The 21,035-nt window shown below is 66.4% G+C and carries 23 protein-coding genes, 1 tRNA gene and 1 pseudogene; 10 read left to right on the forward strand and 15 right to left on the reverse strand.

Features of this window, described 5'->3' with window-relative positions; translation table 11 throughout:
• Window positions 1-11 precede the first annotated feature (11 nt).
• Window positions 12-878: a DUF72 domain-containing protein gene (locus QFZ53_RS15165; RefSeq protein WP_307297858.1), complete on the forward strand. Its 867-nt coding sequence runs from the start codon at window positions 12-14 to the stop codon at window positions 876-878.
• Window positions 879-951: 73 nt separating this feature from the next.
• Here the strand turns inward: QFZ53_RS15165 and QFZ53_RS15170 are convergent, their stop codons facing one another.
• The 6 genes from QFZ53_RS15170 to QFZ53_RS15195 form a co-directional block, all read right to left on the reverse strand.
• Window positions 952-1,536 carry an NADPH-dependent FMN reductase gene (locus tag QFZ53_RS15170; RefSeq protein ID WP_307297859.1) on the reverse strand — a complete coding sequence of 195 codons (585 nt, stop codon included), beginning with the start codon at window positions 1,534-1,536 and terminating at the stop codon, window positions 952-954.
• A 92-nt stretch (window positions 1,537-1,628) separates the two neighbouring features.
• On the reverse strand, window positions 1,629-2,225 hold the full coding sequence (locus QFZ53_RS15175; protein ID WP_307297862.1) for a TetR/AcrR family transcriptional regulator: 597 nt from the start codon (window positions 2,223-2,225) through the stop codon (window positions 1,629-1,631).
• Between the two features lies 1 nt (window position 2,226).
• The gene (locus tag QFZ53_RS15180; protein ID WP_373426294.1) at window positions 2,227-4,236 is read right to left on the reverse strand and encodes an MDR family MFS transporter; all 2,010 of its coding nucleotides are present in this window, start codon (window positions 4,234-4,236) and stop codon (window positions 2,227-2,229) included.
• Between the two features lie 206 nt (window positions 4,237-4,442).
• On the reverse strand, window positions 4,443-4,940 hold the full coding sequence (locus QFZ53_RS15185; protein WP_307297868.1) for a PTS sugar transporter subunit IIA: 498 nt from the start codon (window positions 4,938-4,940) through the stop codon (window positions 4,443-4,445).
• Window positions 4,918-6,360: an N-acetylglucosamine-specific PTS transporter subunit IIBC gene (nagE, locus tag QFZ53_RS15190; RefSeq protein WP_307297871.1), complete on the reverse strand. Its 1,443-nt coding sequence runs from the start codon at window positions 6,358-6,360 to the stop codon at window positions 4,918-4,920. Before nagE ends, QFZ53_RS15185 begins: the two co-directional genes overlap by 23 nt.
• Window positions 6,361-6,514: 154 nt before the next feature.
• Window positions 6,515-6,952 (reverse strand): hypothetical protein, encoded by a 438-nt coding sequence (locus tag QFZ53_RS15195; RefSeq protein WP_307297873.1) that lies wholly within the window; start codon window positions 6,950-6,952, stop codon window positions 6,515-6,517.
• Between the two features lie 108 nt (window positions 6,953-7,060).
• Between QFZ53_RS15195 and QFZ53_RS15200 the strand changes: the two genes are divergently transcribed.
• Entirely contained in the window at window positions 7,061-7,621 is a 561-nt protein-coding gene (locus tag QFZ53_RS15200; RefSeq protein WP_307297875.1) for an ArsR/SmtB family transcription factor, read from the forward strand.
• A gap of 13 nt (window positions 7,622-7,634) precedes the next feature.
• The gene (locus QFZ53_RS15205; protein ID WP_307297878.1) at window positions 7,635-9,164 is read left to right on the forward strand and encodes a serine hydrolase domain-containing protein; all 1,530 of its coding nucleotides are present in this window, start codon (window positions 7,635-7,637) and stop codon (window positions 9,162-9,164) included.
• Window positions 9,165-9,434: 270 nt separating this feature from the next.
• Here QFZ53_RS15205 and QFZ53_RS15210 read toward each other — a convergent pair whose 3' ends face one another.
• Window positions 9,435-10,307 (reverse strand): NAD(P)H-binding protein, encoded by an 873-nt coding sequence (locus QFZ53_RS15210; protein ID WP_307297879.1) that lies wholly within the window; start codon window positions 10,305-10,307, stop codon window positions 9,435-9,437.
• 84 nt (window positions 10,308-10,391) lie between these two features.
• Between QFZ53_RS15210 and QFZ53_RS15215 the strand changes: the two genes are divergently transcribed.
• Complete coding sequence (locus QFZ53_RS15215) at window positions 10,392-11,102, forward strand: helix-turn-helix transcriptional regulator (RefSeq protein WP_307297880.1); 711 nt, start codon at window positions 10,392-10,394, stop codon at window positions 11,100-11,102.
• A 247-nt stretch (window positions 11,103-11,349) separates the two neighbouring features.
• On the opposite strand, the gene QFZ53_RS15220 is transcribed toward QFZ53_RS15215, so the two are convergent.
• Window positions 11,350-11,979, reverse strand: coding sequence for a TetR/AcrR family transcriptional regulator (locus tag QFZ53_RS15220; RefSeq protein WP_307297882.1), 630 nt, complete (start codon window positions 11,977-11,979; stop codon window positions 11,350-11,352).
• 128 nt (window positions 11,980-12,107) lie between these two features.
• Between QFZ53_RS15220 and QFZ53_RS15225 the strand changes: the two genes are divergently transcribed.
• Window positions 12,108-13,028, forward strand: coding sequence for a zinc-binding dehydrogenase (locus QFZ53_RS15225; RefSeq protein WP_307299421.1), 921 nt, complete (start codon window positions 12,108-12,110; stop codon window positions 13,026-13,028).
• A gap of 500 nt (window positions 13,029-13,528) precedes the next feature.
• On the opposite strand, the gene QFZ53_RS15230 is transcribed toward QFZ53_RS15225, so the two are convergent.
• The 3 genes from QFZ53_RS15230 to QFZ53_RS15240 all read right to left on the reverse strand — a co-directional run bounded on the left by QFZ53_RS15230 (window position 13,529) and on the right by QFZ53_RS15240 (window position 14,942).
• A complete protein-coding gene (locus QFZ53_RS15230; protein ID WP_307297884.1) occupies window positions 13,529-13,807 on the reverse strand; it encodes a DUF3892 domain-containing protein in 279 nt (92 codons plus the stop codon).
• Between the two features lie 90 nt (window positions 13,808-13,897).
• Window positions 13,898-14,425, reverse strand: coding sequence for a hypothetical protein (locus tag QFZ53_RS15235; protein WP_307297885.1), 528 nt, complete (start codon window positions 14,423-14,425; stop codon window positions 13,898-13,900).
• A complete protein-coding gene (locus QFZ53_RS15240) occupies window positions 14,418-14,942 on the reverse strand; it encodes a hypothetical protein (RefSeq protein ID WP_307297886.1) in 525 nt (174 codons plus the stop codon). Before QFZ53_RS15240 ends, QFZ53_RS15235 begins: the two co-directional genes overlap by 8 nt.
• Window positions 14,943-15,090: 148 nt before the next feature.
• Between QFZ53_RS15240 and QFZ53_RS19885 the strand changes: the two are divergent.
• A pseudogene (locus tag QFZ53_RS19885) lies at window positions 15,091-15,306 on the forward strand (hypothetical protein); the annotation flags it as partial.
• Between the two features lie 8 nt (window positions 15,307-15,314).
• On the opposite strand, the gene QFZ53_RS15245 reads toward QFZ53_RS19885, so the two are convergent.
• Together QFZ53_RS15245 and QFZ53_RS15250 are read right to left on the reverse strand one after the other, a co-directional pair.
• Window positions 15,315-16,043: a hypothetical protein gene (locus QFZ53_RS15245; RefSeq protein WP_307297888.1), complete on the reverse strand. Its 729-nt coding sequence runs from the start codon at window positions 16,041-16,043 to the stop codon at window positions 15,315-15,317.
• A gap of 281 nt (window positions 16,044-16,324) precedes the next feature.
• A tRNA-Pro gene (locus QFZ53_RS15250) sits at window positions 16,325-16,398 on the reverse strand.
• A 109-nt stretch (window positions 16,399-16,507) separates the two neighbouring features.
• On the opposite strand from QFZ53_RS15250, the gene QFZ53_RS15255 reads away from it, so the two are divergent.
• Genes QFZ53_RS15255 through QFZ53_RS15270 form a run of 4 tightly spaced genes read left to right on the forward strand, consistent with a single transcriptional unit; the run spans window position 16,508 to window position 18,594 of the window.
• Window positions 16,508-17,092: a GNAT family N-acetyltransferase gene (locus tag QFZ53_RS15255; RefSeq protein ID WP_307297890.1), complete on the forward strand. Its 585-nt coding sequence runs from the start codon at window positions 16,508-16,510 to the stop codon at window positions 17,090-17,092.
• Between the two features lie 16 nt (window positions 17,093-17,108).
• Complete coding sequence (locus QFZ53_RS15260; RefSeq protein ID WP_307297891.1) at window positions 17,109-17,564, forward strand: hypothetical protein; 456 nt, start codon at window positions 17,109-17,111, stop codon at window positions 17,562-17,564.
• Window positions 17,564-18,223: a lysoplasmalogenase gene (locus QFZ53_RS15265; protein ID WP_307297893.1), complete on the forward strand. Its 660-nt coding sequence runs from the start codon at window positions 17,564-17,566 to the stop codon at window positions 18,221-18,223. Before QFZ53_RS15260 ends, QFZ53_RS15265 begins: the two co-directional genes overlap by 1 nt.
• Window positions 18,223-18,594 (forward strand): RNA-binding S4 domain-containing protein, encoded by a 372-nt coding sequence (locus QFZ53_RS15270; RefSeq protein WP_307297895.1) that lies wholly within the window; start codon window positions 18,223-18,225, stop codon window positions 18,592-18,594. The genes QFZ53_RS15265 and QFZ53_RS15270 overlap by 1 nt, the downstream gene beginning before the upstream one ends.
• A gap of 13 nt (window positions 18,595-18,607) precedes the next feature.
• Here QFZ53_RS15270 and QFZ53_RS15275 read toward each other — a convergent pair whose 3' ends face one another.
• Together QFZ53_RS15275 and der are read right to left on the reverse strand one after the other, a co-directional pair.
• Window positions 18,608-19,501: an NYN domain-containing protein gene (locus QFZ53_RS15275; protein WP_307297897.1), complete on the reverse strand. Its 894-nt coding sequence runs from the start codon at window positions 19,499-19,501 to the stop codon at window positions 18,608-18,610.
• A gap of 60 nt (window positions 19,502-19,561) precedes the next feature.
• Window positions 19,562-21,034: a ribosome biogenesis GTPase Der gene (der, locus tag QFZ53_RS15280; RefSeq protein WP_307299423.1), complete on the reverse strand. Its 1,473-nt coding sequence runs from the start codon at window positions 21,032-21,034 to the stop codon at window positions 19,562-19,564.
• Window position 21,035: the final 1 nt, after the last annotated feature.

Consider the following 21,035-nt stretch of genomic DNA (forward strand, 5'->3'; position numbering starts at 1 on the left):
CTTGACGCGCGATGGTGTCCTCCCGACAGGTCCGCGGTGTCGCCCGCATCGGCGTCTCGGGGTGGAGGTACCCCCGGTGGCGCGGTGACTTCTACCCGAAGGGCCTGCCGCAGCGACGAGAGCTGGAGTACATCGGTGAACGGTTCCCCACTGTCGAGCTCAACGGCTCGTTCTATTCGCTGCAACGGCCCGACAGCTATCGGAGGTGGCGTGCGAGCGTGCCGGAGGACTTCGTGTTCGCTGTGAAGGGCTCTCGATACGTCACGCACATGCTCCGCCTGAAGAACGTCGATCAAGCGCTCTCGAACTTCTTCGCCTCGGGCCTGCTGGCCCTCGGACCGCAGCTGGGCCCTCTTCTCTGGCAGTTCCCGGAACGGCTGCGTTTCGACGCGGAGCTGCTCGAGGACTTCCTGCAGGCGCTGCCCGCAACGACCGGAGAAGCGCAGAAGCTCGCTCGCAGGCACGACGCTCGGCTCGACGGACGCGCATGGCTCGAGATCGAGGCCGACGTCCCGATCCGCCACGCGATCGAACCGCGCTCCTCCTCATGGGACGATCCGTCGAGCCTGCGGCTGCTGCAACGGCACGGAGTCGCGCTCGTGGTGGCCGACACGGCAGGACGATGGCCGCGCTTCGACGCACTCACCGCAGACTTCGCCTACGTGCGACTGCATGGTGCCCGCATGCTGTACCACAGCGGATACGCCTCCGCAGAGCTGCGCGAATGGGCCGATCTCGTGACGGCGTGGGCCGACGGCACCGGCGCGGAGGACGGTCGACCCCGCGACGTGTACGTGTACTTCGACAACGACGCCCGCGGCCATGCTCCTCACGACGCCGCCGCCCTCGCCGCACTCGTCGCCGAGTATCTCGACTGAACCGGGTCAGGCAGATCCCACGAGTTCCGCGGCCGCGCCGTCGGACCCTATCCCCTTGCGAACATCGACGAGGTCACTCCCGATCCCCGACGTGTCCGGGCGCGGTGAGTGAGAGCACCCGCTCGACGAACGCCGCGTACTCGCTCATGTAGTGGGTCAGGAACTGCTCCGTCCCGGCATCCGACACCTGGCCGTCGTCGGCGAACACCTCGGGCTTGAACGTGATGTACGCCTCGGGCGCGTTGAGCTGAGGTGCGTTCAGGAAGCTCAGCACGCTGCGCATCGAGGACTGCATGACGGCGGTGCCGATGGCACCCGTGGATGCGCCGATGATGCCGGTGGGCTTGCGTGCGAAGGAGTTGTGCCCCCAGGGGCGGGATCCCCAGTCGATCGCATTCTTCAGCGGACCGGGGATCGAGCGGTTGTACTCGGGCGAGACGATCAACAGTCCCTCGGACTTCTCGATCGCCTTCTTGAAGTCGGTGACCGCGGTCACCGGATCCATCTCGTCATCACGGTTGTAGAGAGGGAGGTCGCGGATCGAGATCTCGGACAGCTCGAGGCTCGGTGGTGCCACGCGCACGAGTGCTTTCGCCAGGACCCGGTTGATCGAGTCCTGCGAGAGGCTGCCGACGATGTATCCGATGCGGTGGGTCATTGACGTGCTCCTTCGTCTCGGTCGTTCGTCTCCGGTATACGCCACTCGCGTCGAATCGTCCATCCTCCCGGCACCACACGGTCGGTGTGCGACTAGGACTCGACCATCGTCACGTGGCGCACGGCGATCAGTCGGTCGAGGGTCTCCAGCAGCCGGACCGCGTCGGGTCGCGTGTCGTCAGCCGGGCGGTGCATGAGGGTTCGCAGCGACGCGAGAGCCAGCATGATCGCCGCGTCGGCCACCTCAGGGGAACCCGCACGCTCCTCGACCAGAACGTGGAACTCCGCCTTCAACGCGCCCATCCACTGCGTGAAGGCGGCGACCAGTTGCGGTTGATCGGTGATCAGCTTCTTCAGCCTCACGCGCTCGACCCCCGAGCTCATCGAGTCGGCGAGGAGTTCGCATATGGCTGGCATCAGCTCGCCGTTCGTCGAACGGAACCGTGCTGCGGCCTCTGGCGAGATGATCTGTTCGGGAAGGTTGAGGGCTGCTGCCGTTTTCGATGGGAAGTAGTTGAAGAACGTACGGGGCGAAACCCCGACCTCTTCGCAGATCTGCTCGACGGTCGTGCCGTCGAGCCCTTGACGTTCGACCAGGCGCAGGGCAGCCTCGTGCAGGGCTTCGCGCCGCTGCCTCTTCTTGCGTTCGCGAAGCCCCGAGGGCTCCCCTGCGCTCTGGTCGTTCGTCATATCAGCTCTGCACCTTGATCGTCCCTGTCGCGGTGAATCCCGCCTCGTCCGCCCGTTCCTGCAGCGCGGAGCGCGTCCGCAGCGGCGGAGCCTTGAAGAACCAGCTCAGCACGAACGCGAGCATCAGCACTCCGAATCCCACCCAGTAGATCACATCGATCGCCTGGGTGAAGCCGACCATGAACGGCTTCGTGAGGGCCGCATCCGCGCCGTTCAGGAACGACGTATCACTGACCGAATCGCTCGATCCGCTCGACGCATCCGACGTCCCCTTGTCGATCTCTTCGGCGATGTCGGGCACGAGTTTGTCGACCCAGTACGTGCGCTGGGTGTCGTCGGACCAGTCCACCGACACCGCGCCGTCCACCACGGAGGCGTGCGCCTTGTCTGCGACCGCCTGCAGCGCCTCGGCCTCGGCAGCGGGAAGCGCCTCCGCGACCTTCTGGTCGATCACCGTCTGCGCTGCACCGGCCGGCACCTGGCCGGCTGCGACCGCCTGGTTCACGGCGTCGGTGACAGCCGTGGTCACAGCATCCGAAGCCGCCGTCTTCGCCGAGGTCGCACCTTCGTCGAGCTGAGTCTGGATGTTCTCCTGCAGCGGTCCGACGATCGGTGTCCACAGCTGCGCCATGACGGCCTTGTTCTGCTCGGCACCGGCGACGGCCGGGTCGAGCGCGGCGTCGAGAGCTGCAGTCAGCGTGGGCTTGTCACCCATGCTGTGCGTGATGTTCGTCGGCAGGAGAGTGAACAGCACCGACAGCATGATCGCGGTGCCCAAGGTTCCGCCGATCTGGCGGAAGAAGGTCGCCGCGCTGGTGGCCACGCCCATGTCGGGCGCCTCGACGGCGTTCTGGCTCGCCATGGTCAGCGACTGCATCAGCTGGCCGAGTCCGAGGCCGACCACGAACATGCCGATCATCATGAACCAGATGGGAGTGCCGGCCGACACGAACGTCAGGATGAGGAACCCGATCGCGGTGGTCAGGGTTCCGGTGCGGGGGAAGAACCCGTACCTGCCCGTGCGCGATGTGATCTGTCCGGCCGCCATCGACGATGCCATCAGACCCACCACCATCGGGAGCATCGCGAAGCCCGACTCGGTCGGGGTGAGTCCTGCGACGATCTGCATGTAGAGCGGGATGGTCATCATGGCGCCGAACATGCCGAAGCCGACGAGCACGCCGATGATGGTCGCCCAGGAGAACGTGTTGGAGCGGAACAGGCGGATCGGGATGATCGCGTCGTTCTTCATCGCGATCTCGATGAGCACGAACCCGATGGCGCCGAGACCGCCGATGACGTAGCAGGCGATCGCCGCCACGGAGGTCCACCCCCATTCGCGTCCCTGCTCGGCGACGAGCAGCAGCGGCACGAGAGCCACGATGACCGCAGTGGCGCCCCACCAGTCGATGCGCGGGTTCTTGTGCGTGCCGATCTTCGGCAGGTGCAGGAACGCGATCACCATGCCGAGTGCGATGAGGCCGATAGGCAGGTTGATCAGGAAGACCCAGCGCCAGCCTGCGATCCAGAGGATCTCGTTCGCGCCCGCGAAGAGACCGCCGACCAGCGGGCCGATCAGCGAGGAGATGCCGAAGACCGCGAAGAAGTAGCCCTGGTACTTGGCTCGTTCACGCGGGGCGAGGATGTCGGCCATGATCGCCAGCGGCAGCGACATGAGCGCCCCGGCGCCGATTCCCTGGAACGCACGGAATGCCGCGAGCATCAGCATGGACGACGAGAACGTCGACAGCACCGAGCCGATGATGAACACCGTGATGCCGAAGATGAACAGCGGACGCCGTCCGAAGATGTCGGAGAGCTTTCCGTAGATCGGCACGGAGATGGTCGATGTGATGAGGTAGGCGGTGGTCACCCAGGCCTGTTGATCGAGCCCATGCAGGTCATCGCCGATCGTGCGGATCGCGGTGCCGACGATGGTCTGATCGAGGGATGACAGGAACATTCCGGCCATGAGGCCGTAGATCACGAACATGATCTGACGGTGCGTCATGATCGGCTTCGACGCACCGGATGTCGCGACCGGGGTAGACCCGGTACGGGTGGAGACAGTTGACATTCCAGCCTTTCAGGAGGCTCAGATATTTTTGCAGACGTGCAATATTACATGACTGCAAGATCTGGGCAAGCTGAGAGAAATGCGCTGCCGCGACACGACCGTGCCCGCCGGCCCTATAGCCAGCGGGCACCGTCGACCGGTCAGGCGAACCGGATGGTCGCGCTCTCGTCGTTCAGCACGATCACGGGAGTGACCGCCGAGTAGCCGGCCGCCGCGATCTTCGCGATGTCGAACCGCAGGAGCGGCGCGCCTGCCATGACCCGATCCCCCTTCTTCACGAGGGTCTCGAATCCGTCACCCTTCATCTGCACCGTGTCGATTCCGACATGGATGAGCAGCTCGGTGCCGTCGTCGAGCTCCAGTGCGATCGCGTGACCGGAGTCGAACGTCGCCCCGATCGTGCCGTCGGCCGGCGCGAACACGGTGTCACCGCTCGGCTGGATCGCGACGCCCGGGCCCATGATCCCCTGCGCGAAGGTCGGGTCGGGCACTTCCGACAGCGGCACCACGGTACCCGCGAGCGGTTGACGCAGAGTGCGCACACCGGCATCCGTCTTCGGCGCAGCCGCCGTGAGGACCGCTCCCGTCGCCGCAGACCCGGCCGGAGCCGCCGCGTCACCGGACATGATGCGTTCCATCGCGTCCTTCACGAACTGCACGTTCAGCCCGTAGACAACCTGCACGGAGTGCCCGCCCGCCTTCATCGTGCCGGCGGCGCCCCGCGTGCTTGAGGGCCTTTTCGTCGACCTTCGAGACGTCGGCGATCTCCAGCCGCAGCCGGGTGGCGCAGTTGTCGAGTTCGGTGATGTTCTCCTTGCCGCCGAGCGCCGTGAGGAACTTTCCGGCGGTCGCGAGGTAGATGTCATCCTTCACCGCGGGGTCGAGGTCGGTGCCTTCTTCGAGGCCGTCATCGTCTTCGCGACCGGGAGTCTTCAGGTTGAAGCGCTTGATCACGACGTAGAAGACGAAGAAGTAGATGAAGAACCAGGCGACGCCCATGATGAGGATCATCCATGGGTTCTCGGCCATCGGGTTGGCCCAGCCGAGCACGAGGTCGATGAATCCGCCGGAGAACCCGAAGCCCATTCGCACCGGTAGTATCTGGCTGATCACCATCGAGATGCCCATGAACAGGGCGTGGATCACATACAGCACCGGAGCGAGGAACATGAAGGAGAACTCGAGAGGCTCGGTGACGCCGACGAAGAACGACGAGATGGCGCCGGAGAGCAGGATGCCGGCGGCGACCTTCTTGCGCGTCGACTTCGCCGTCACGTACATCGCGAGCGCCGCGCCGGGGAGGCCGAACATCATGACGGGGAAGAACCCGGTCATGTACTGACCGGTGACGCCGTAGGTGCCCTCACCTGCGAGGAAGTTGTTGAGGTCGTTGATGCCCGCGACGTCGAACCAGAAGACCGAGTTGAGCGCGTGGTGCAGGCCGACGGGGATCAGCATGCGGTTCAGGAAGCCGTAGATGCCGGTGCCGATCGGGCCGAGCGTGACGATCCACTCGCCGAAGGCGACGAGGCCGCCGTACACGAAGGGCCAGACGAAGAACAGGGCGATCGCGGCGACGAGGGAGAACGCGGCGGTCACGATCGCGACCGAGCGGCGGCCCGAGAAGAACGACAGCGCATCGGGGAGCTTCGTGTCTTTGAACCGGTCGTAGCAGAAGGCGCCGATGAGACCGCACAGGATGCCGATGAACACGTTCTGGACGAAGCCGAAGGCCGCCGGCACGTCGTCGAGCTTCGCCCCGGTGAAGGCCGCCACCGTCTCGGGCTTGAGAAGCGTCGTCACCACGAGCCACGAGACGAGACCGGCCAGGGCGGACGTCCCGTCGGACTTCTTCGCCATGCCGATCGAGATGCCGATCGCGAACAGCAGGGCCATGTTGTCGAGCAGCGCACCGCCCGCCGCGCTGAGGAAGGTGCTGACGATGTTGGCGCCGGCCGCGCTCTTGATCCAATAGCCGATGCCGGACAGGATCGCGGCGACCGGCAGAACCGCCACCGGCAGCATGATCGACCGTCCGAGTCGTTGGAAGAACTTCATGATCTCTCCTCGTGGGTGCACTCCGCAGCGCTGCCGAGTCGTCGAGTGAACTGTATCGAGCCCGGTGACTCAGGACCAGGTTTAAGTAAGCGATGCGAACAAAATAGTAGCGGACGTGTCAGCCGATCCGGAACTCGAGCTTCTGGAGCGTCGCTCAGAGGTGGTCGCTGTTCGGGCGAGGCGCGGGAAGTCCGCTCCTCCGGCGCAGGCGCGCGGCGATGATGCTTCTGATCACGATCACAGCCGTCGCGACCCAGACCGCTCCAACGACGAAGACACCGACGAAGATCGCACCCTGTTCCGACCCGTCGAACCGCACGGCCATCACGACCATGAGCGCGAGTATCGCAGAGATGATGGCGAACAGCACCAGCTGACCGCTCAGCGCGAAGACCGCGCGCGAGGATGACGATCGCGACCATGCGGGGCCCGCTTCGGCCTTCGTGTAGATGCGCAGCCGGCCGTCTTCGGCACCGCGAAGGGCGCGCACCTTCTCCCCCACCGCGCGGCGCGCGGCCGCAGCATCGAGGATCACCTGATCGCGCTCCTGCGCCGGTGTCAGCAGCGGCCGCGCATGAAGTCGATCGTCCACTCTGCCCCCTCCCGATCATGATAGAGCCACCCTCCGGGGGAACCCGCGCCCCACTTGTCGAATTGTTTGATTTCTTCGTAATTACGAACTATTGCTACTGTTGCAGCCATGAACACTGATTCGCGCGACGAGATCGAGCAGCGCGTCGACCGTTTGGAACGCGAGGTCGAGCTCCTTCGAGCGCAGTTCGAGGCCCGAGACCTGGATGCTGCCGCGGCGACGGATGCGGCGACGACGACGGATGCGGGGGCGGACGTGGTGCCGGACGCCCCGACCGACCCGCTGTGGTTCGTCAACACGCTCGGGCGTCACGCTCCAGGTGTCGTGATGATGGCGGGTGCCGTCGAGGTGCCGGCCGGCCCCGTCCGCTGGCAGTACGGTCTCCACGCTGCGGATCTCCTCGCGAAGGATTGGGGCGAGCTCGCGCGTCCGATCGAGGCACTCGGGCACCCGGTGCGCCTAGAGCTGGTGCGCCGCATCCTGGCCGGCACGCAGACGACGGCCGAGCTCCTCGAACTCGACCAGTTCGCCTCGTCGGGTCAGCTCTATCACCATCTGCGTCAGCTCGTCAGCGCCGGCTGGCTCGCCTCGCCGCGACGCGGGCACTACGAAGTTCCTGTTGCGCGTGTCGTCCCCCTACTCGTCCTGACCATGATCGCCGCGAGCTGAGGAGCACCGCACCATGACCTCCCCCACCCTCACCGACTCCGCGGTTCCGCCCGCACCCGGCCCACGTCCTCACCGATCCGCAATGCCGGTGCTCGCCGTGCTCGCCGGCGCAGCGATCGCCGCCGTGGCTGCGGGCGCGGCCTTCGGCCCTCAACATCAGACGGTGAGCGCGGCGCAGACCGGTGACGAACGCCTCGCCGAGAGCATCCGTTCCCTTCCTGGCGGCTTCGACGGCTTCCGCTCCCTGTCCGTCGCCGAGATCGGACCCGACGGCGCCGTCTTCGCGGGCGTCGGCGACGCGGATCCCGGAAACCCCGGAGCCCCCGACCGCGACACCGTCTTCGAGCTCGGCTCGATCACCAAGACGTTCACGGGCGCCCTCTTCGCCGAGGCCGTCGAACGCGGTGAGGTCGCCGCTGAAGACCACCTCTCGCAATACCTCAGCGCGCTCGAAGGAACGCCGGCGGGAGATGTGACGCTCGCGTCCCTGTCGCAGCACTCCTCCGGGCTGCCCGGTCTGGGCGCGACCGCCGCTGCCGACACGCTCTCGAACCTGCTTCTGAACGAGAACCCTTACGCGTCGACGACCACTGAGCAGCTGATCGCCGACGCGGCCATCGCACCCGTCGACCCCGACCAGGGTGTGCTCTACTCGAACTTCGCCGTCTCCCTGCTCGGCACCGCACTCGTCGAGGCAGGAGGGGCCGACGACTACGCCGCTCTGCTCGAAGAGCGCCTGACCGGGCCATTGGGCATGGATGACACCGTCGTCGCGGCCACGGCTGACGATGTGCCTGCAGATGCCGTTCCCGGGTTCCTGCTCAACGGCACGCGGGCACCGCGCTGGTGGGGCGAGGGGTATCTGCCTGCAGGCTCATCGACATTCACCACGGCATCCGACGTGGCGATCTGGGCCCAGGCCAACCTCGACGGCACGGCACCGGGTGCAGCCGCACTCGAGCCGACTGCGTCGATGGGACCGGGCGCCGACATCGGGTGGGGATGGATCACATCGCCGTCCTTCGACGGATCGGGCACTCAGACCTGGCACAACGGCGGAACCGGGGGCTTTCGCACCTTCCTGACCCTGGACCCCGAAGCCGGAACGGCGTTCATCGCGTTGTCGAACACGGTCGCCACCGTCGACGACGTCGCCGTCGCGTACGCGACAGGCACCCCGATCCCTGGCCCCGCGGAAGCGAACGCCATCGTCGGCTGGTCTGCCGTCGCTCTCGCGCTGATCTTCGGAGCGATCGCGCTGATCCGCGCGCTGCGGGCGAAGTCGTGGCTTCCCTCGATCAGCGACCTCGCGTGGGCGGCATCCGGGCTCCTGCTGCTGTGGACCGGCGGTCCGTGGTTCACGGTCGGCGGCTGGGTGTGGGGAATCGCGCTCGCACCGTCCCTCGCGGCCGTCGGGGTGCTCATCCTGCGGTCTGCCCGAGGGCAGCGGATGCCGTTCCTGCCCGGGCGGCGGGCGTGGTTCTGGTGGCCCGTTGCGGTTCTCGGGCTCGTCGCGGCGGTGGGGGCGACCTTCCTCTGGTGAGGGCCCGGCATCCGAGGGTCACGGCGGATCGTCGGGAGAACACGTTCACCCGACCAGATCCGGTTCCAGGAACATCTCGATCGACTCGGGCTCTGACGCTGGCATTGTCGATCGACTCCCAACGGCTCACTGATAGTTGTGTCCGATGCAGACACCGACAGACGGGAACGATCTTCCGGGTGTCAGCCTGGGTCGTCGCTAGACGCCGCGAGGAGCGCGACCGCCACGTCGCTGATCGGAGTCGGGATGCAGTGCGTTCGGCACCGCAACTCAGCGCCCTGACATCCCGAGTTCCTCGTGAATCCAGCTCCGCAACGTCGTGGGCGTACTGGTGAGCAGCGAGCGGTGCTGTTCAGGGGTGAAGTCGTCTCGCAGTCCCGTGGACATCCCCAGCACCGCATCCGCCATCGCCGGCGGCATCCCCGCGTCGAGGTACTGTGCCCGCATCTCCTCGTCACTGACTCGCTCGACTCGCACCTCACGGCCGAGCTCTTGGGTGAGGATCTGCGCAACCTGGGACCATGTCAGGTCCTCAGGTCCGTGCACAGCCTGGACGCGGCGGCCGCTCCACTCGCGGTTCAGCAGGGTGACGGCGGCAACTTCGGCGATGTCTCGCGGGGCCACCCAGCTCATCGGTGCGTCGAGCGGCAGCACGGTCTTGACGAGCCCGGCCTTCACCGCTTCGACGTCGAACAGGAGGTTGGTGAAGAAATACCCGCACCGGAGGTGCGTGACCTCCGCACCGGAACGGTCCAAAGCGACCTCGGTCTCCGCGAGTCCATCGATCTCCCCCGCCCCGTGCCGCTTTTCGGCTCCGACGCTGCTTTGGAAGACCACTCGCCGGATCCGATTCGCGTCGACCGCGGCGACGATGGACTCCGTCGCACGCCGATAGTCAGCCATGGGGTCGGGTGACTCGACCGGCGGATCGACCCAATACACGGCGTCGACGCCGGACGTCGCGGCGATCACGTCACGCGGCGCCCGTGAGTCCATCGTCATCACGTCGGCGTGCTCGGCGACATCGGCGGGGAGATTCTCCGGATGGCGGGTGAGCAACAGCGGCCTCACGCCTGACCGAACGAGCATCCGCGCGAGATGACGTCCGACGTTTCCCTGTGGTGTCGTGATTGCGATCTTCATGACAGCTCCTCTCTTCCGTAACTGCTTCCACGCTAGAAGCAGATACGGCCTGATCGTGGCCGCATCTTGGATCATCATGGATCTATGGATTCGCCCACGAGCCGATCGCTCGATCTGCTAGCCCTCCTCCAGACAGGGCGTGAGTGGTCTGTGCAAGATCTCTCGACCCGGCTGCAAGTCAGCGAGCGCACGGTGCGCCGCGACGCGATGCGTCTGCGCGACATGGGTTACGACGTCCACTCCCGCCCGGGTCCCGGCGCGGTCTACTCCCTGCGTCCGGGCCTGAAGATCCCGCCGCTGCTGCTCGGCGCGGATGAGGTCTCGACGATCATCACGAGTCTGCTCATCCTCGAAGCATGGCTGCCCGACGACACCACCGCCGCGACCGCGCGCACCAAGCTCGAACAAGTTCTGCCGGGGAGTCTGCGCCGACGGGCCGCCGCTGTGGCCCTGTCGACGCAAGTCCTACGCGAGACTCCGACATCCGTCGATTGGGAGCTCGTCGGCACCATAGTCGACGCCATCGCGACGGGGAGCCGGCTTTCGTTCCAGTACACGGATCGGCGCGGTCACCCTACGCGACGCACTGTGGAGCCGCATCGACATCTTCTCCGTGAGCGAAAGTGGTATCTCGTCGGCTTCGATCTCGATCGCGACGACTGGCGTCTCTTCCGGCTCGAAGCGATGCGGATGGCTGCGACCTCGCCCGGGCCGCACGGGCGGCGGGCATTTCCCTGGGCCTTGATCGAAGACTGGCTCACGAGCGACTTCGGCAGGCGACCGACAGCCCGATAGCACGCCGGTCCTTGAGGCGGCGCTTCGGCGCCCCAATTTACGAGCGCGAGAAGACTGACAGGATTTGAACCTGCGCCCCTTGGCCCCCAGGTAGCGCGTTCAGCTTGGTTTCCTGATTTTCCCGGACATTTCTGCCCCTGAAGCGGCGTCATTTCATGTCAGGGATTGCATGGCTTGCGTGCGTCAGGTCCGGGCCAGGTCCCGGCTCTTGCTAGTCGTCCGCACCTTCATCAGGGAGGTGCGCGGTCTACCCGGGGATGACACTCGGCATGAGTCGTGGCGCGGTGGGTAACGGTCCGTGCCGATCGGATGCGCGCAATCCGTCGATCACGAGCGCCGCGTAGCGACGCGCGGTACGGGTGCGCTCCGCCTCCGTCGTGCTCGAGAGTCCACGCGCCGCGAGCAGGACGATCAGGAAGTCGTCCAGGACGAAATCGGCACGCAGCGCGCCGGCTTCGATGGCACGACGAGCGACGGCGACGATTCCCCGCACTGCCGCCTCGCGCTGTGCTCGGAAATCGACGGCGTCGGGGTAGGCGGAGAGGAACGCATCGGTGAAGCCCTGGTTTCGGGCGTTGAGCACTAAGACCCGCTCGATGATGCCCCGGAAACCGCGCCACGGGTCGGTGTCAGCAAGGGCGTCGACCACGACCGAGCGACAGGCGTCGAGCTCGTTCACGAAGGCGGCGCGGACGAGATCGGCTTTCGTGGGGAACCGCCGGTAGAGGGTGGCCGGCCCCACGCCGGCGCGTCGGGCTATCTGTCGCATCGTCACCTCGAGACCGTCAGTCCCGAACAGTTCGCGAGCCGCGGCGAGGACGCGATCGCGGTTCTCCTTCGCGTCGGATCGCAGTTCCTGAGGCAGTGTCGCGGGCATGTATCTCACTTTAGTCAAGTGGACGCAGGCGTCCGTTACGTTTCGGAAGGCGGGTTCGATCCCCCGCCGCGAAACGGAGTGCACCCATGCGCGCAGTGATCATCCGAACCTTCGGTGACCCGAGTGGGATGGAGGTGACGGACCTTCCCGTCCCCACGCCCGGAGTCGGCGAGGTCCTCGTTCGAACAGAGGCAATCGGCGTCGGCGGGGTCGATGTCGTGATCCGCCGTGGCGGGATCGCCGAAGCAACCCGCGACTCGGGGATGATCCCGGGAAGCGAGGCCGCCGGCGTCGTGACGGCGACGGGGCCCGACGTCGACCCTGCGTGGGTCGGCCGACGCGTCTGGGCGTTCACCGGGATCTCGGGCGGTTACGCCGAGTACGTGATCGCTCGCGCCGACGAGATCGTCGCGCTGCCATCCGAACTCTCGTCCGTCCAGGCCGTGACCCTGGGCGGCGCGGCACCGGTCGCGCATTTCGCGCTCGAACGTGCTCACCTCGTCGAGGGCGAATCCGTGCTCGTGCGGGGCGCCGCCGGGAGCATCGGCCTGGCCGGCGTTGAGCTGGCCGCCCGCGCCGGCGCCGCGACCATTGCCGTCACCACGTCATCCCCCGAGCGCGGGGAGCGACTGCGGGCGTTCGGCGCCACGCACGTGCTCGATCGCGCCGGCGCGGGCGACCCGAACGCACTGGGCGGATTCGACGTCATCCTCGACATCGTCGGCGGCCCCGATCTTCCCCGGTTCATCGAGCGACTCGCGCCCAACGGCCGCCTGATCGCCGTGGGCGTGGTCGGCGGATTCCCGCCCGCTGACTTCGGCACCGCGCTTCTGGCCGGTTTCCGCCGATCGATCACCTTCGGAACGCTCAGCCTCGACACCGTGCCGCGCGACGAGATCGCCCGGGTGCGACGCGAGATGTTCGACGACGCCGTTCGAGGCGTCCTCTCCCCCGTGGTTCACGACACTCTCCCGTTGAGCGCCGCCGCCGAAGCGCACCGACTCATGGATGCCGGTGAGGTGTTCGGGCGCATCGTGCTCGTACCCTGAGCGGGTTCTCGCGGATGAGGGCGCAGCTCGCGTCGTCATGTGAGACCCATTTGAGTCGACGGTCGTTTCGACCGCCGCAGAGCATGGAAAAGCCTCGGAGATCCGCGTGTTTCTGCGGTTCTCCGGGGCTATCTGGTCGGGCTGCGTCCCCACAGCGCCCTCCACGCGCCGCCAGTTACGGAGGCGGCGCACAGGAGGGCGGCGCGCGGAGCCTCCTGCGCTGCGGGGCCTCGCTGTAAGCACTCGGGAATGACAAAAGGGACCAGCCTTCGGCCGGTCCCTTTTGTCATCTGGTCGGGCTGACAGGATTTGAACGTGCGACCCCTTGACCCCCAGGCAGCCCCGAGCGACTTTCTGCGGCATACGACGGCTCCCGCCTTTCCCCGTCTTGCCCCGTTTTTCTGCGCTTCCTGGCAGACTTCGGGAGAGCCGACGGGAGCACTCGGGAAGCTACGTCAGGCGTCGTTGGAGCCCTTCCGGAGCCCTCGGAGCGGTCAGCTCTAGAAGGTCGGCAGGCTCAGAAGATTGTTGTTCCACTGTCCGTCGGCGTAAGTACGAAGATACGCCTGGGCATTGCTTGGCTTCACCACGCCCACCTGGGATCGGCCGCTGCCGCTGCCGACGTACGCCTTGCCATCGTCTTCGACCCACGCTACGAGGCTGGACTTGTCGTTCTCGCCGCTCTCGCTCGTCTCGTTGCTATGCCACTTGTAGCGAACGATCTCGTCTTCCGTCTTTCTCGTGCTCCCGTAACGCACATGCGTAATTTCGATTGACATCTTTGTCCCCATCTCGTTCCCGACGCACCGACCTGGCACGCTGAAACCAATGGTTGCACCCGCCCCCGACACTCCGAGGCGAGACAATCGCTAGCGCGGTTCCCAGACTGTGATCGATCGAACGTCTTCGACCTCTTCGGGCGTGGCGAGCTCGAAAGGATCGCCACGCCCCACCACCGAATCATTCGGATCAATCTTGCGCGGAGAGTTTCGGTCGAGCGTCAACTTCTCGACCTGCTCGACATACTCCGGCTCTTGCATCGCTCGCGCGAACCCGCCCAAGCCGAGCGCCCCGGTGCCGCCAACGTTGACCCGGCGAGTCCGGAAGGTTCTGGCAAGTGTGATCTTGGGCGCAACATCTGTTGCGCGGACGACAATCTTCACGACCTTGATGTCCCCCAAGGGTTCGCCGGTCTCCGGGTCGGTGATCCCGACAGCGTCGGGATCGAGTATCGCGAAGTACATTCCGGGGCGCACGCCATGCTCGCTACCACGATTCAGAATGACCTCGCGGTCACTAACCACCTCAGCGACCTTGCCGCGAATGCGCTCCTCGGGTTCTTCGACCAACTCGGCAAGCTCGGCATTCTCGTCGTCCAACTCGTTCTCCTCAGCCATCCTGCTCTATCTCCTTCACGAACAAAGCGAATGCTCGTTGCCCTTCGTCCCGAAGCCGCGTGACCTCGTCGAGTGAGCCGGGGGCGATTGTGTCCCACTCAGCCATCGACGAATACAAAGCCAGGCGGACAGCCTGCAAGCGCTCCTGTATGTCGACCAGCCCGGTCGATATGCGGACGTTCTTTGGCCCTGTGGCCTCGGACAACTGCGTCGCTACTACCTTCGCGCTCTCGACGTCCTCCGCTATCCCAAGTAGCCCTCGCACCGCGCTCGCGCCGTTTGCGGTGAAATCCTTCTCTCGCGGGGTGGTTTGAAAGAGCGCCCCAAGGGTAGCGCCCAGAACTCCGGCCACACCGATGCCGACGCCTGCCCAGCCGTTTGAAGGCGTGACCCACACACCCAGCACGATCAGTAGAACTGCGACGATGCACCCGACCCAAAACTTCCAACCGATTATGAGCTCGGACTTGGCGAAACGAAGGACCGGTCTACGGTCTCCAGGCTTCGCTGTCGTCATGATCACATCTTGGCAGAAGGGTGACGAGTTCTCGCCGTAGTCCACGCCTTCGCATCATGAGGCTCGAGATCAGTACCCACAACGCTGGCACTCACCACGTAGAACGCCACCGGGCGGGAGTTTCCCAGCCGGTGGCCTCCACTTCCACGAGCTGCGCCACACCTTCGCCACGCTGGCGTTGGAGTCCCCGGCGCTCGACATGCATGAGCTATCCCGGGCGATGGGCCACGCGAGCTACGCCATCACGGACAAGGTCTACGCCCACGTCCGGCCGCGCGACTTCAGCGCGCACCGCGCGGCATTCTCTGCGCACATTTCGGCTGCGAGCGCGCCGGTCGCTCCTGTGGTCGCTATCGGCGGCTGATCCAGTCGCTAGTCTCCGATGATCTGGCGGCCGACATTTTTGAAATCGTGGCCCCAGCCCGAGCCTCGGTCACCAAGCACACCCTGCACACCAGCCATCGCGACCAAGTCCCAGTAGCGTTGCAGACTGTCTGCCATCCGCTCGTTTAGCCGTCTGTAGAACTCGTCCGAGAGTGAGTAGTCGGCGATCATCCGATGGAAAAGCGCTTCGAGTTCAGGCTCGTTCTCGAGGGCGATGCGCTCGGCCGCGTCCCAGAACACCTGCGGACTTTCCTCTCGTTGCGGATTCTCGGCTAGCGCATCCAAGTAATAGAAGCGGCCCTCTTGCCCGTACCGATTCAACGCCGCCACGAGCGGTGGCCAAACAGGATCGTTCTCCACTGCGGCAAGCGCCTCATCTACCCAGTAGCGGTTGGTTGCCCGTCCGACATTGTCTCGGATCGCCTCTCGTAACAGCGTCTCCATCTTGACGATGTTGTGGCGGTACTCGTTCTTGAGCACGCTCAGAGGCAACCAAGTGCGACTCTCCGCGATGTGGTTGAGGCCGAGGCCGAGCTTCAGCATCTTCTCGACGCCAATGGAGAGCATCGTCATGATTGGGTCGCGCGTCGTTTCGATGAATGCTGCGGTTCGAAGCGCCCGAACGCCGTACGCGAGCAAGTGCTTCGCAGAATCAGACTCCTGGATGAAGTTCAGGCCTTGGAGAGTCGATAGGTCGTCGTCATAGGGGTTCGGCACGGCATCATCCTGGCAGAGGCTGTGGACAACCGGAGCCCTTTTGGAGCCCTTGACGTTTCCCCGACATGCATAAGGCCCGGAGACTCTTGCGAGTTTCCGGGCCTTCTGGTCGGGCTGCATCCCCACAGCGCCCTCCACGCGCCGACAGTCGGCGCAGCAGCGCACGGCACACAGAAGAGCGGCGCGCGGAGCCTCCTGCGCTGCGCGGCCCCGCTTTACGAGCGCGAGAAAACGAAAGAGGCGGAACGCTCCTTTGGAGCGATCCGCCTCTTGCATTTCGGTCGGGCTGACAGGATTTGAACCTGCGACCCCTTGACCCCCAGTCAAGTGCGCTACCAAGCTGCGCCACAGCCCGTTGCCCTTCGCTCTCGCGCAGGCAACTCCCCTATCTTAGCCTGATGCTCACGCGCTTCGCGAACCGGGGAGCGTTGCGAGTGTCGGATGCCGGGCGTAGCGTCGCGTGCATGGTGACGATCACGACCGAGGTGGCGACGACGCCTCGATGGGACGATGTGCAGCATGCCCTCACCGGCGGCGGAGACGGCGCGAGCTGCCAGTGCATCTGGCCTGTTCTGAGCAACAAGGACTGGAACGAGACCACGAAAGAGCAGCGCACCGAGATGCTGCACGCCGAGATCGATGCGGGTCCCCCGCCAGGAATCATCGCGTACGTCGACGGCGAGGCAGCCGGCTGGATCCGCGTCGGTCCGCGCACCGCTCAGGCGCGCGTACCGCGCACGCGCATCATCGCGGCCGCAACCGAAGAGCCCTTCGACGACGACAGCGTCTGGGCGGTCACCTGCTTCGTCGTGCGACGTGAACACCGCGGACAGGGCATAAATCTCGCGCTTCTGCGCGCCGCCGTCGAGCACGCGAAGTCCTCCGGAGCCCGTCTGATCGAGGGCTATCCGGTCGATACGGGCGGTGAGAAGATGCGCACGAACGATCTGTTCCACGGCACCCTGGGCACGTATCTCGCCGCCGGCTTCGAGAAGAAGTCCGAGATGAAGCCCGGGCGGACCCTCGTCGCACTCGGTCTCACCCGCTGACCGCTAGCGTGGTGGCATGAGCGACCAGCATCCGATCGTCGAAGACGACGTCCTCGGCACCCTCGTCCGCGCGACCACGGAACTGACCGACGGCGAGATCCTCACGCACGACTGGTACGCCGGCTCGGTCGTCACCGACGGCGGCGACGTCGACCTCATGATCGAGGCGACGACGCACGCCGAGGTGACGCCGCTGCTCCCCCGGCTTCGCGAGGTCGTCTCCCGACTCGACGTTCTTCGACGCGTGGCCTCGGATGCCGTCGTCGCCCGCTTCAGCACCGGGGAGCCGGAGGCGCATGAACTCGACAAGGCAGCATCCGACCTGGCCTTGGAGACGATCGAGGCCGCAGCCGACGGAACGATCATCTTGCACCTGATCGACGACTGCGGCGAGCACTTCCCTGAGGGCTACTGGCCCGCCGTGCATCTCGCACCCGACGACGGCGTCGCCGACGTCACCGTCGAGTCCTGATGACGCTCCGCGCACTGGCGTGGGCGTTCGCGCCCTACATCATCCTCTCGGCAGTCCACGTGATCCTGCTGGCCGTTGACAGCCCGCTCGCCGGGCCAACGAAGCTCGGCCTGATGCCGCTCCTCGCGATCCCGGTGCTCGTGTCGGCGCGGCGCTTGAAGCCACGCTCGGTGACGGTCTTGCTGCTGGTTGCGCTGCTGTTCTCGTGGCTGGGCGACGGCGCCGGCGCGTTCTTCCCCGTGCTTCCCGAACTGCCGCTCATGCTCGGGTTCTTCGGCGTCGCGCATGTGGCGTACATCGTGCTGTTCGCCCGTCACCTCTCCCGGCGCCGGATGCCCTGGTGGGCACTCATCTACGTGCTCTGGTGGATCGCCATGGTCATCGTGATCGGCCCGCACTCAGGCGATCTGCTCGTCGCCGTGGCGATCTACGGACTCGTGCTCGCCGGCACAGCCGCGTTCTCGACTCGGTGCCACCCGCTCGTCGCGGTGGGCGGCGCGTTCTTCCTGACGAGCGACTCGATCCTCGCCTTCCGGCTCTTCGTTCCCGACGCACTGCCCGAGTGGAGCAGCCCCGCCGTCATGCTCACGTATACGGTCGGGCAGGGACTCATCGTCGCCGGCGCGCTCGCCTCAGCCCGAGCAGAGAGGAGCCGCTGATGGACGCGGCGCGGATCGACAGCTGGCTGTGGGCGGTGCGCGCCTACAAGACGCGTTCGGCGGCGACAACCGCGTGCCGTGCGGGACACATCCGGCTGAACGGCGACAAGGTCAAAGCAGCGCAGCACGTGCGCATCGGCGACGAGGTGCGCATCCGCATCTCGGGGTTCGACCGCATCCTCATCGTCCGCCAGATCCTGGTCAAACGCGTGGGCGCACCAGTTGCCGCCCTCGCCTACGAAGACCGCACACCCGAGCGCGAACCCCAGGCGGCACTCGGCCTGCGAGATCGCGGTGCCGGGCGACCGACCAAGCGCGAACGCCGCGAGATCGACAAGTTGCGCGGACGCGACGACGACCCCTTCGACTGACCCGGTTGCGCCCTCAGCGCCCGATCGTGTTCAGCAGTGCGCGCGCCGACAGAATCCGGGCGCCAGCCGCTTCCGCCCGCGACTGCAACGCCCGATCGCTCGTCACCACGGTGACCGCTCGCCCCAGCGACGTCAGCCGCACGGCCTCATCGACGATCGCGTCGTCGCCCCCGGCATCCGCCCTGACCACGACGATCTCGTCGTCGTCTGCCAGCGACCGCGCCTGACCCTCGACCACGAGTGAGACCTGCGGGAACCACGTCGTCGCGTCGAGCCCGAGATCATCCGCCGGCGCCGCCAGCCCGGCCAGCCGATCCCTCAGACGACCCGCCGCAGCCGCGCGGTCCTTCCACCATCCGTCGGGCACCGAGCCCACGACGTTGGCCGCGTCGATGACGAGAACGGGTCTCACGTCGAGCAGCGACCTCAGCAGCGGCCACGACTCCCCGAACCCCGGATGCAGAGGCAGCGCATCGATCTCGTCGACAGGAACCCAGGCCAGCGCGACGCTCTCCGGGTCGCTGATCACCGGCTCGAACGGCTCGACGACGTCGGCGACGACCGTCGTGTACGACCAGATGTCGAGATCGAGCACGCTCGTGAACCGCGGTCGCACCGAGCCGTCGGGCACGCCCGCCTCTTCCTGCGCTTCGCGCACCGCTCCGCGGATCGCGCTCTCGCCCTCGTGGAGCGCCCCTCCGGGCAGCCCCCAGGTGCCGCCGAAGTGGCTCCAGGCGACCCGGTGCTGCAGCAGCACGCCCCGCGAGGGATCGTAGGCGAGCAGCCCCGCCGCGCCGAAACGACCCCAGTACTTCTCCCCCGTGTCCGCGATCACCCAGGCGTCACCGGGGTTCAGCGGGCCGAGTGGCCGACGCGGTTCGCCGGCGGCAGGAGGTACGACAGTCACCCCTTCAGCCTTTCACAGCATCCGGGGTGCGTCGTCGATTCCGACACAGAGCGGAACAGCTCAGCGCTGGCGCTTCTCGCGCACGCGCATGTTGATCACGATCGGCGTGCCTTCGAATTCGTACAGCTCCCGCAGGCGGCGCTGGATGAACCGGCGATAGCCCGGGTCGAGGAAGCCCGTGGTGAAGAGCACGAACGTCGGCGGACGCGTCGAGGCCTGCGTGCCGAACAGGATGCGCGGCTGCTTGCCTCCACGCAGCGGGTGCGGGTGCTCGGCGACGAGCTCGGCGAGGAACGCGTTGAACTTGCCGGTCGGGATGCGGCGATCCCAGTTCTCCAGCGAAGTCTCGAGCGCCGGGACCAGCTTGTCGAGGTGACGGCCGGTCTTCGCCGAGATGTTCACACGAGGAGCCCAGGCGACGTGCGCGAGGTCCTGCTCGATCTCTCGCTCGAGATAGCGACGGCGATCCTGGTTCTCGAGGTCGTCGTCGTTCAGACGGTCCCACTTGTTGAACGCGAGCACGAGCGAACGACCCGATTCCAGCACCAGATCGATGATGCGCACGTCCTGCTCGCTGATCGACTCGGAGACGTCGAGGACGACGACCGCGACCTCCGCCTTCTCGAGTGCGGCCGAGGTGCGCAGCGAGGCGTAGAAGTCGGCGCCCTGCGCCATGTGCACGCGACGACGGATGCCGGCGGTGTCGACGAAGCGCCACAGCTTGCCGCCGAGTTCGACGATCTCGTCGACCGGGTCGCGGGTGGTTCCCGCGAGGTCGTTCACGACGACGCGCTCCTCGCCTGCGGCCCTGTTCAGCAGCGACGACTTGCCGACGTTCGGGCGGCCGAGGATCGCGACGCGGCGCGGTCCGCCGATCTCCTGCTTGGCCACCGCAGAGATCTCCGGCAGCTTCTTCAGCAGGGTGTCGAGCAGGTCGGCGACGCCCCGACCGTGGATCGCGGAGACGGGATACGGCTCACCGAGGCCCAGGTTCCAGAGGGCGGCCGCCTCCGGCTCCTGGCGGGCGTCATCGATCTTGTTCGCGACGAGGAAGACCGGCTTGCCGCTCTTGCGCAGCAGCTTCACGACGTGCTCGTCGGTCGACGTCGCGCCCACCAGAGCGTCGACGACGAACAGCACGACGTCGCAGAGCTCGATCGCGACCTCGGCCTGAGCTGCCACCGAGCGGTCGATGCCGCGGGCGTCGGGCTCCCAGCCTCCGGTGTCGACGAGCGTGAAGCGCCGGTCGTTCCACTCGGCCTTGTAGGTGACGCGGTCGCGCGTGACACCGGGGGTGTCCTCGACGACGGCCTCGCGGCGGCCGAGGATGCGGTTCACGAGCGCGGACTTGCCCACGTTCGGGCGCCCGACGATCGCCACCACCGGCAGGGCGGGCATGAACTGGATGCCGTCCTCGCCCATCGTGATGCCGGCGAGGAGCGCGGCGTCCTCATCGTCCAGGTCGTAGTCGGCGAGACCCGCTCGCAGTGTCTCGGCGCGCTGCTCGGCGAGCTGCTCGTCGAGCGCGTCCATC

The organism is Microbacterium natoriense (assembly GCF_030816295.1).
Classification (GTDB): Bacteria; Actinomycetota; Actinomycetes; order Actinomycetales; family Microbacteriaceae; genus Microbacterium; species Microbacterium natoriense_A.

Coding starts and splice junctions, on each gene's coding strand:
- QFZ53_RS15165 (WP_307297858.1), top strand. CDS start 12: ATGGTGTCCTCCCGACAGGTCCGCGGTGTCGCCCGCATCGGCGTCTCG.
- QFZ53_RS15170 (WP_307297859.1), bottom strand. CDS start 1,536: ATGACCCACCGCATCGGATACATCGTCGGCAGCCTCTCGCAGGACTCG.
- QFZ53_RS15175 (WP_307297862.1), bottom strand. CDS start 2,225: ATGACGAACGACCAGAGCGCAGGGGAGCCCTCGGGGCTTCGCGAACGC.
- QFZ53_RS15180 (WP_373426294.1), bottom strand. CDS start 4,236: ATGACGCACCGTCAGATCATGTTCGTGATCTACGGCCTCATGGCCGGA.
- QFZ53_RS15185 (WP_307297868.1), bottom strand. CDS start 4,940: ATGGAACGCATCATGTCCGGTGACGCGGCGGCTCCGGCCGGGTCTGCG.
- nagE (WP_307297871.1), bottom strand. CDS start 6,360: ATGAAGTTCTTCCAACGACTCGGACGGTCGATCATGCTGCCGGTGGCG.
- QFZ53_RS15200 (WP_307297875.1), top strand. CDS start 7,061: ATGAACACTGATTCGCGCGACGAGATCGAGCAGCGCGTCGACCGTTTG.
- QFZ53_RS15205 (WP_307297878.1), top strand. CDS start 7,635: ATGACCTCCCCCACCCTCACCGACTCCGCGGTTCCGCCCGCACCCGGC.
- QFZ53_RS15210 (WP_307297879.1), bottom strand. CDS start 10,307: ATGAAGATCGCAATCACGACACCACAGGGAAACGTCGGACGTCATCTC.
- QFZ53_RS15215 (WP_307297880.1), top strand. CDS start 10,392: ATGGATTCGCCCACGAGCCGATCGCTCGATCTGCTAGCCCTCCTCCAG.
- QFZ53_RS15220 (WP_307297882.1), bottom strand. CDS start 11,979: ATGCCCGCGACACTGCCTCAGGAACTGCGATCCGACGCGAAGGAGAAC.
- QFZ53_RS15225 (WP_307299421.1), top strand. CDS start 12,108: ATGGAGGTGACGGACCTTCCCGTCCCCACGCCCGGAGTCGGCGAGGTC.
- QFZ53_RS15230 (WP_307297884.1), bottom strand. CDS start 13,807: ATGTCAATCGAAATTACGCATGTGCGTTACGGGAGCACGAGAAAGACG.
- QFZ53_RS15235 (WP_307297885.1), bottom strand. CDS start 14,425: ATGGCTGAGGAGAACGAGTTGGACGACGAGAATGCCGAGCTTGCCGAG.
- QFZ53_RS15240 (WP_307297886.1), bottom strand. CDS start 14,942: ATGACGACAGCGAAGCCTGGAGACCGTAGACCGGTCCTTCGTTTCGCC.
- QFZ53_RS15255 (WP_307297890.1), top strand. CDS start 16,508: ATGGTGACGATCACGACCGAGGTGGCGACGACGCCTCGATGGGACGAT.
- QFZ53_RS15260 (WP_307297891.1), top strand. CDS start 17,109: ATGAGCGACCAGCATCCGATCGTCGAAGACGACGTCCTCGGCACCCTC.
- QFZ53_RS15265 (WP_307297893.1), top strand. CDS start 17,564: ATGACGCTCCGCGCACTGGCGTGGGCGTTCGCGCCCTACATCATCCTC.
- QFZ53_RS15270 (WP_307297895.1), top strand. CDS start 18,223: ATGGACGCGGCGCGGATCGACAGCTGGCTGTGGGCGGTGCGCGCCTAC.
- der (WP_307299423.1), bottom strand. CDS start 21,034: ATGGACGCGCTCGACGAGCAGCTCGCCGAGCAGCGCGCCGAGACACTG.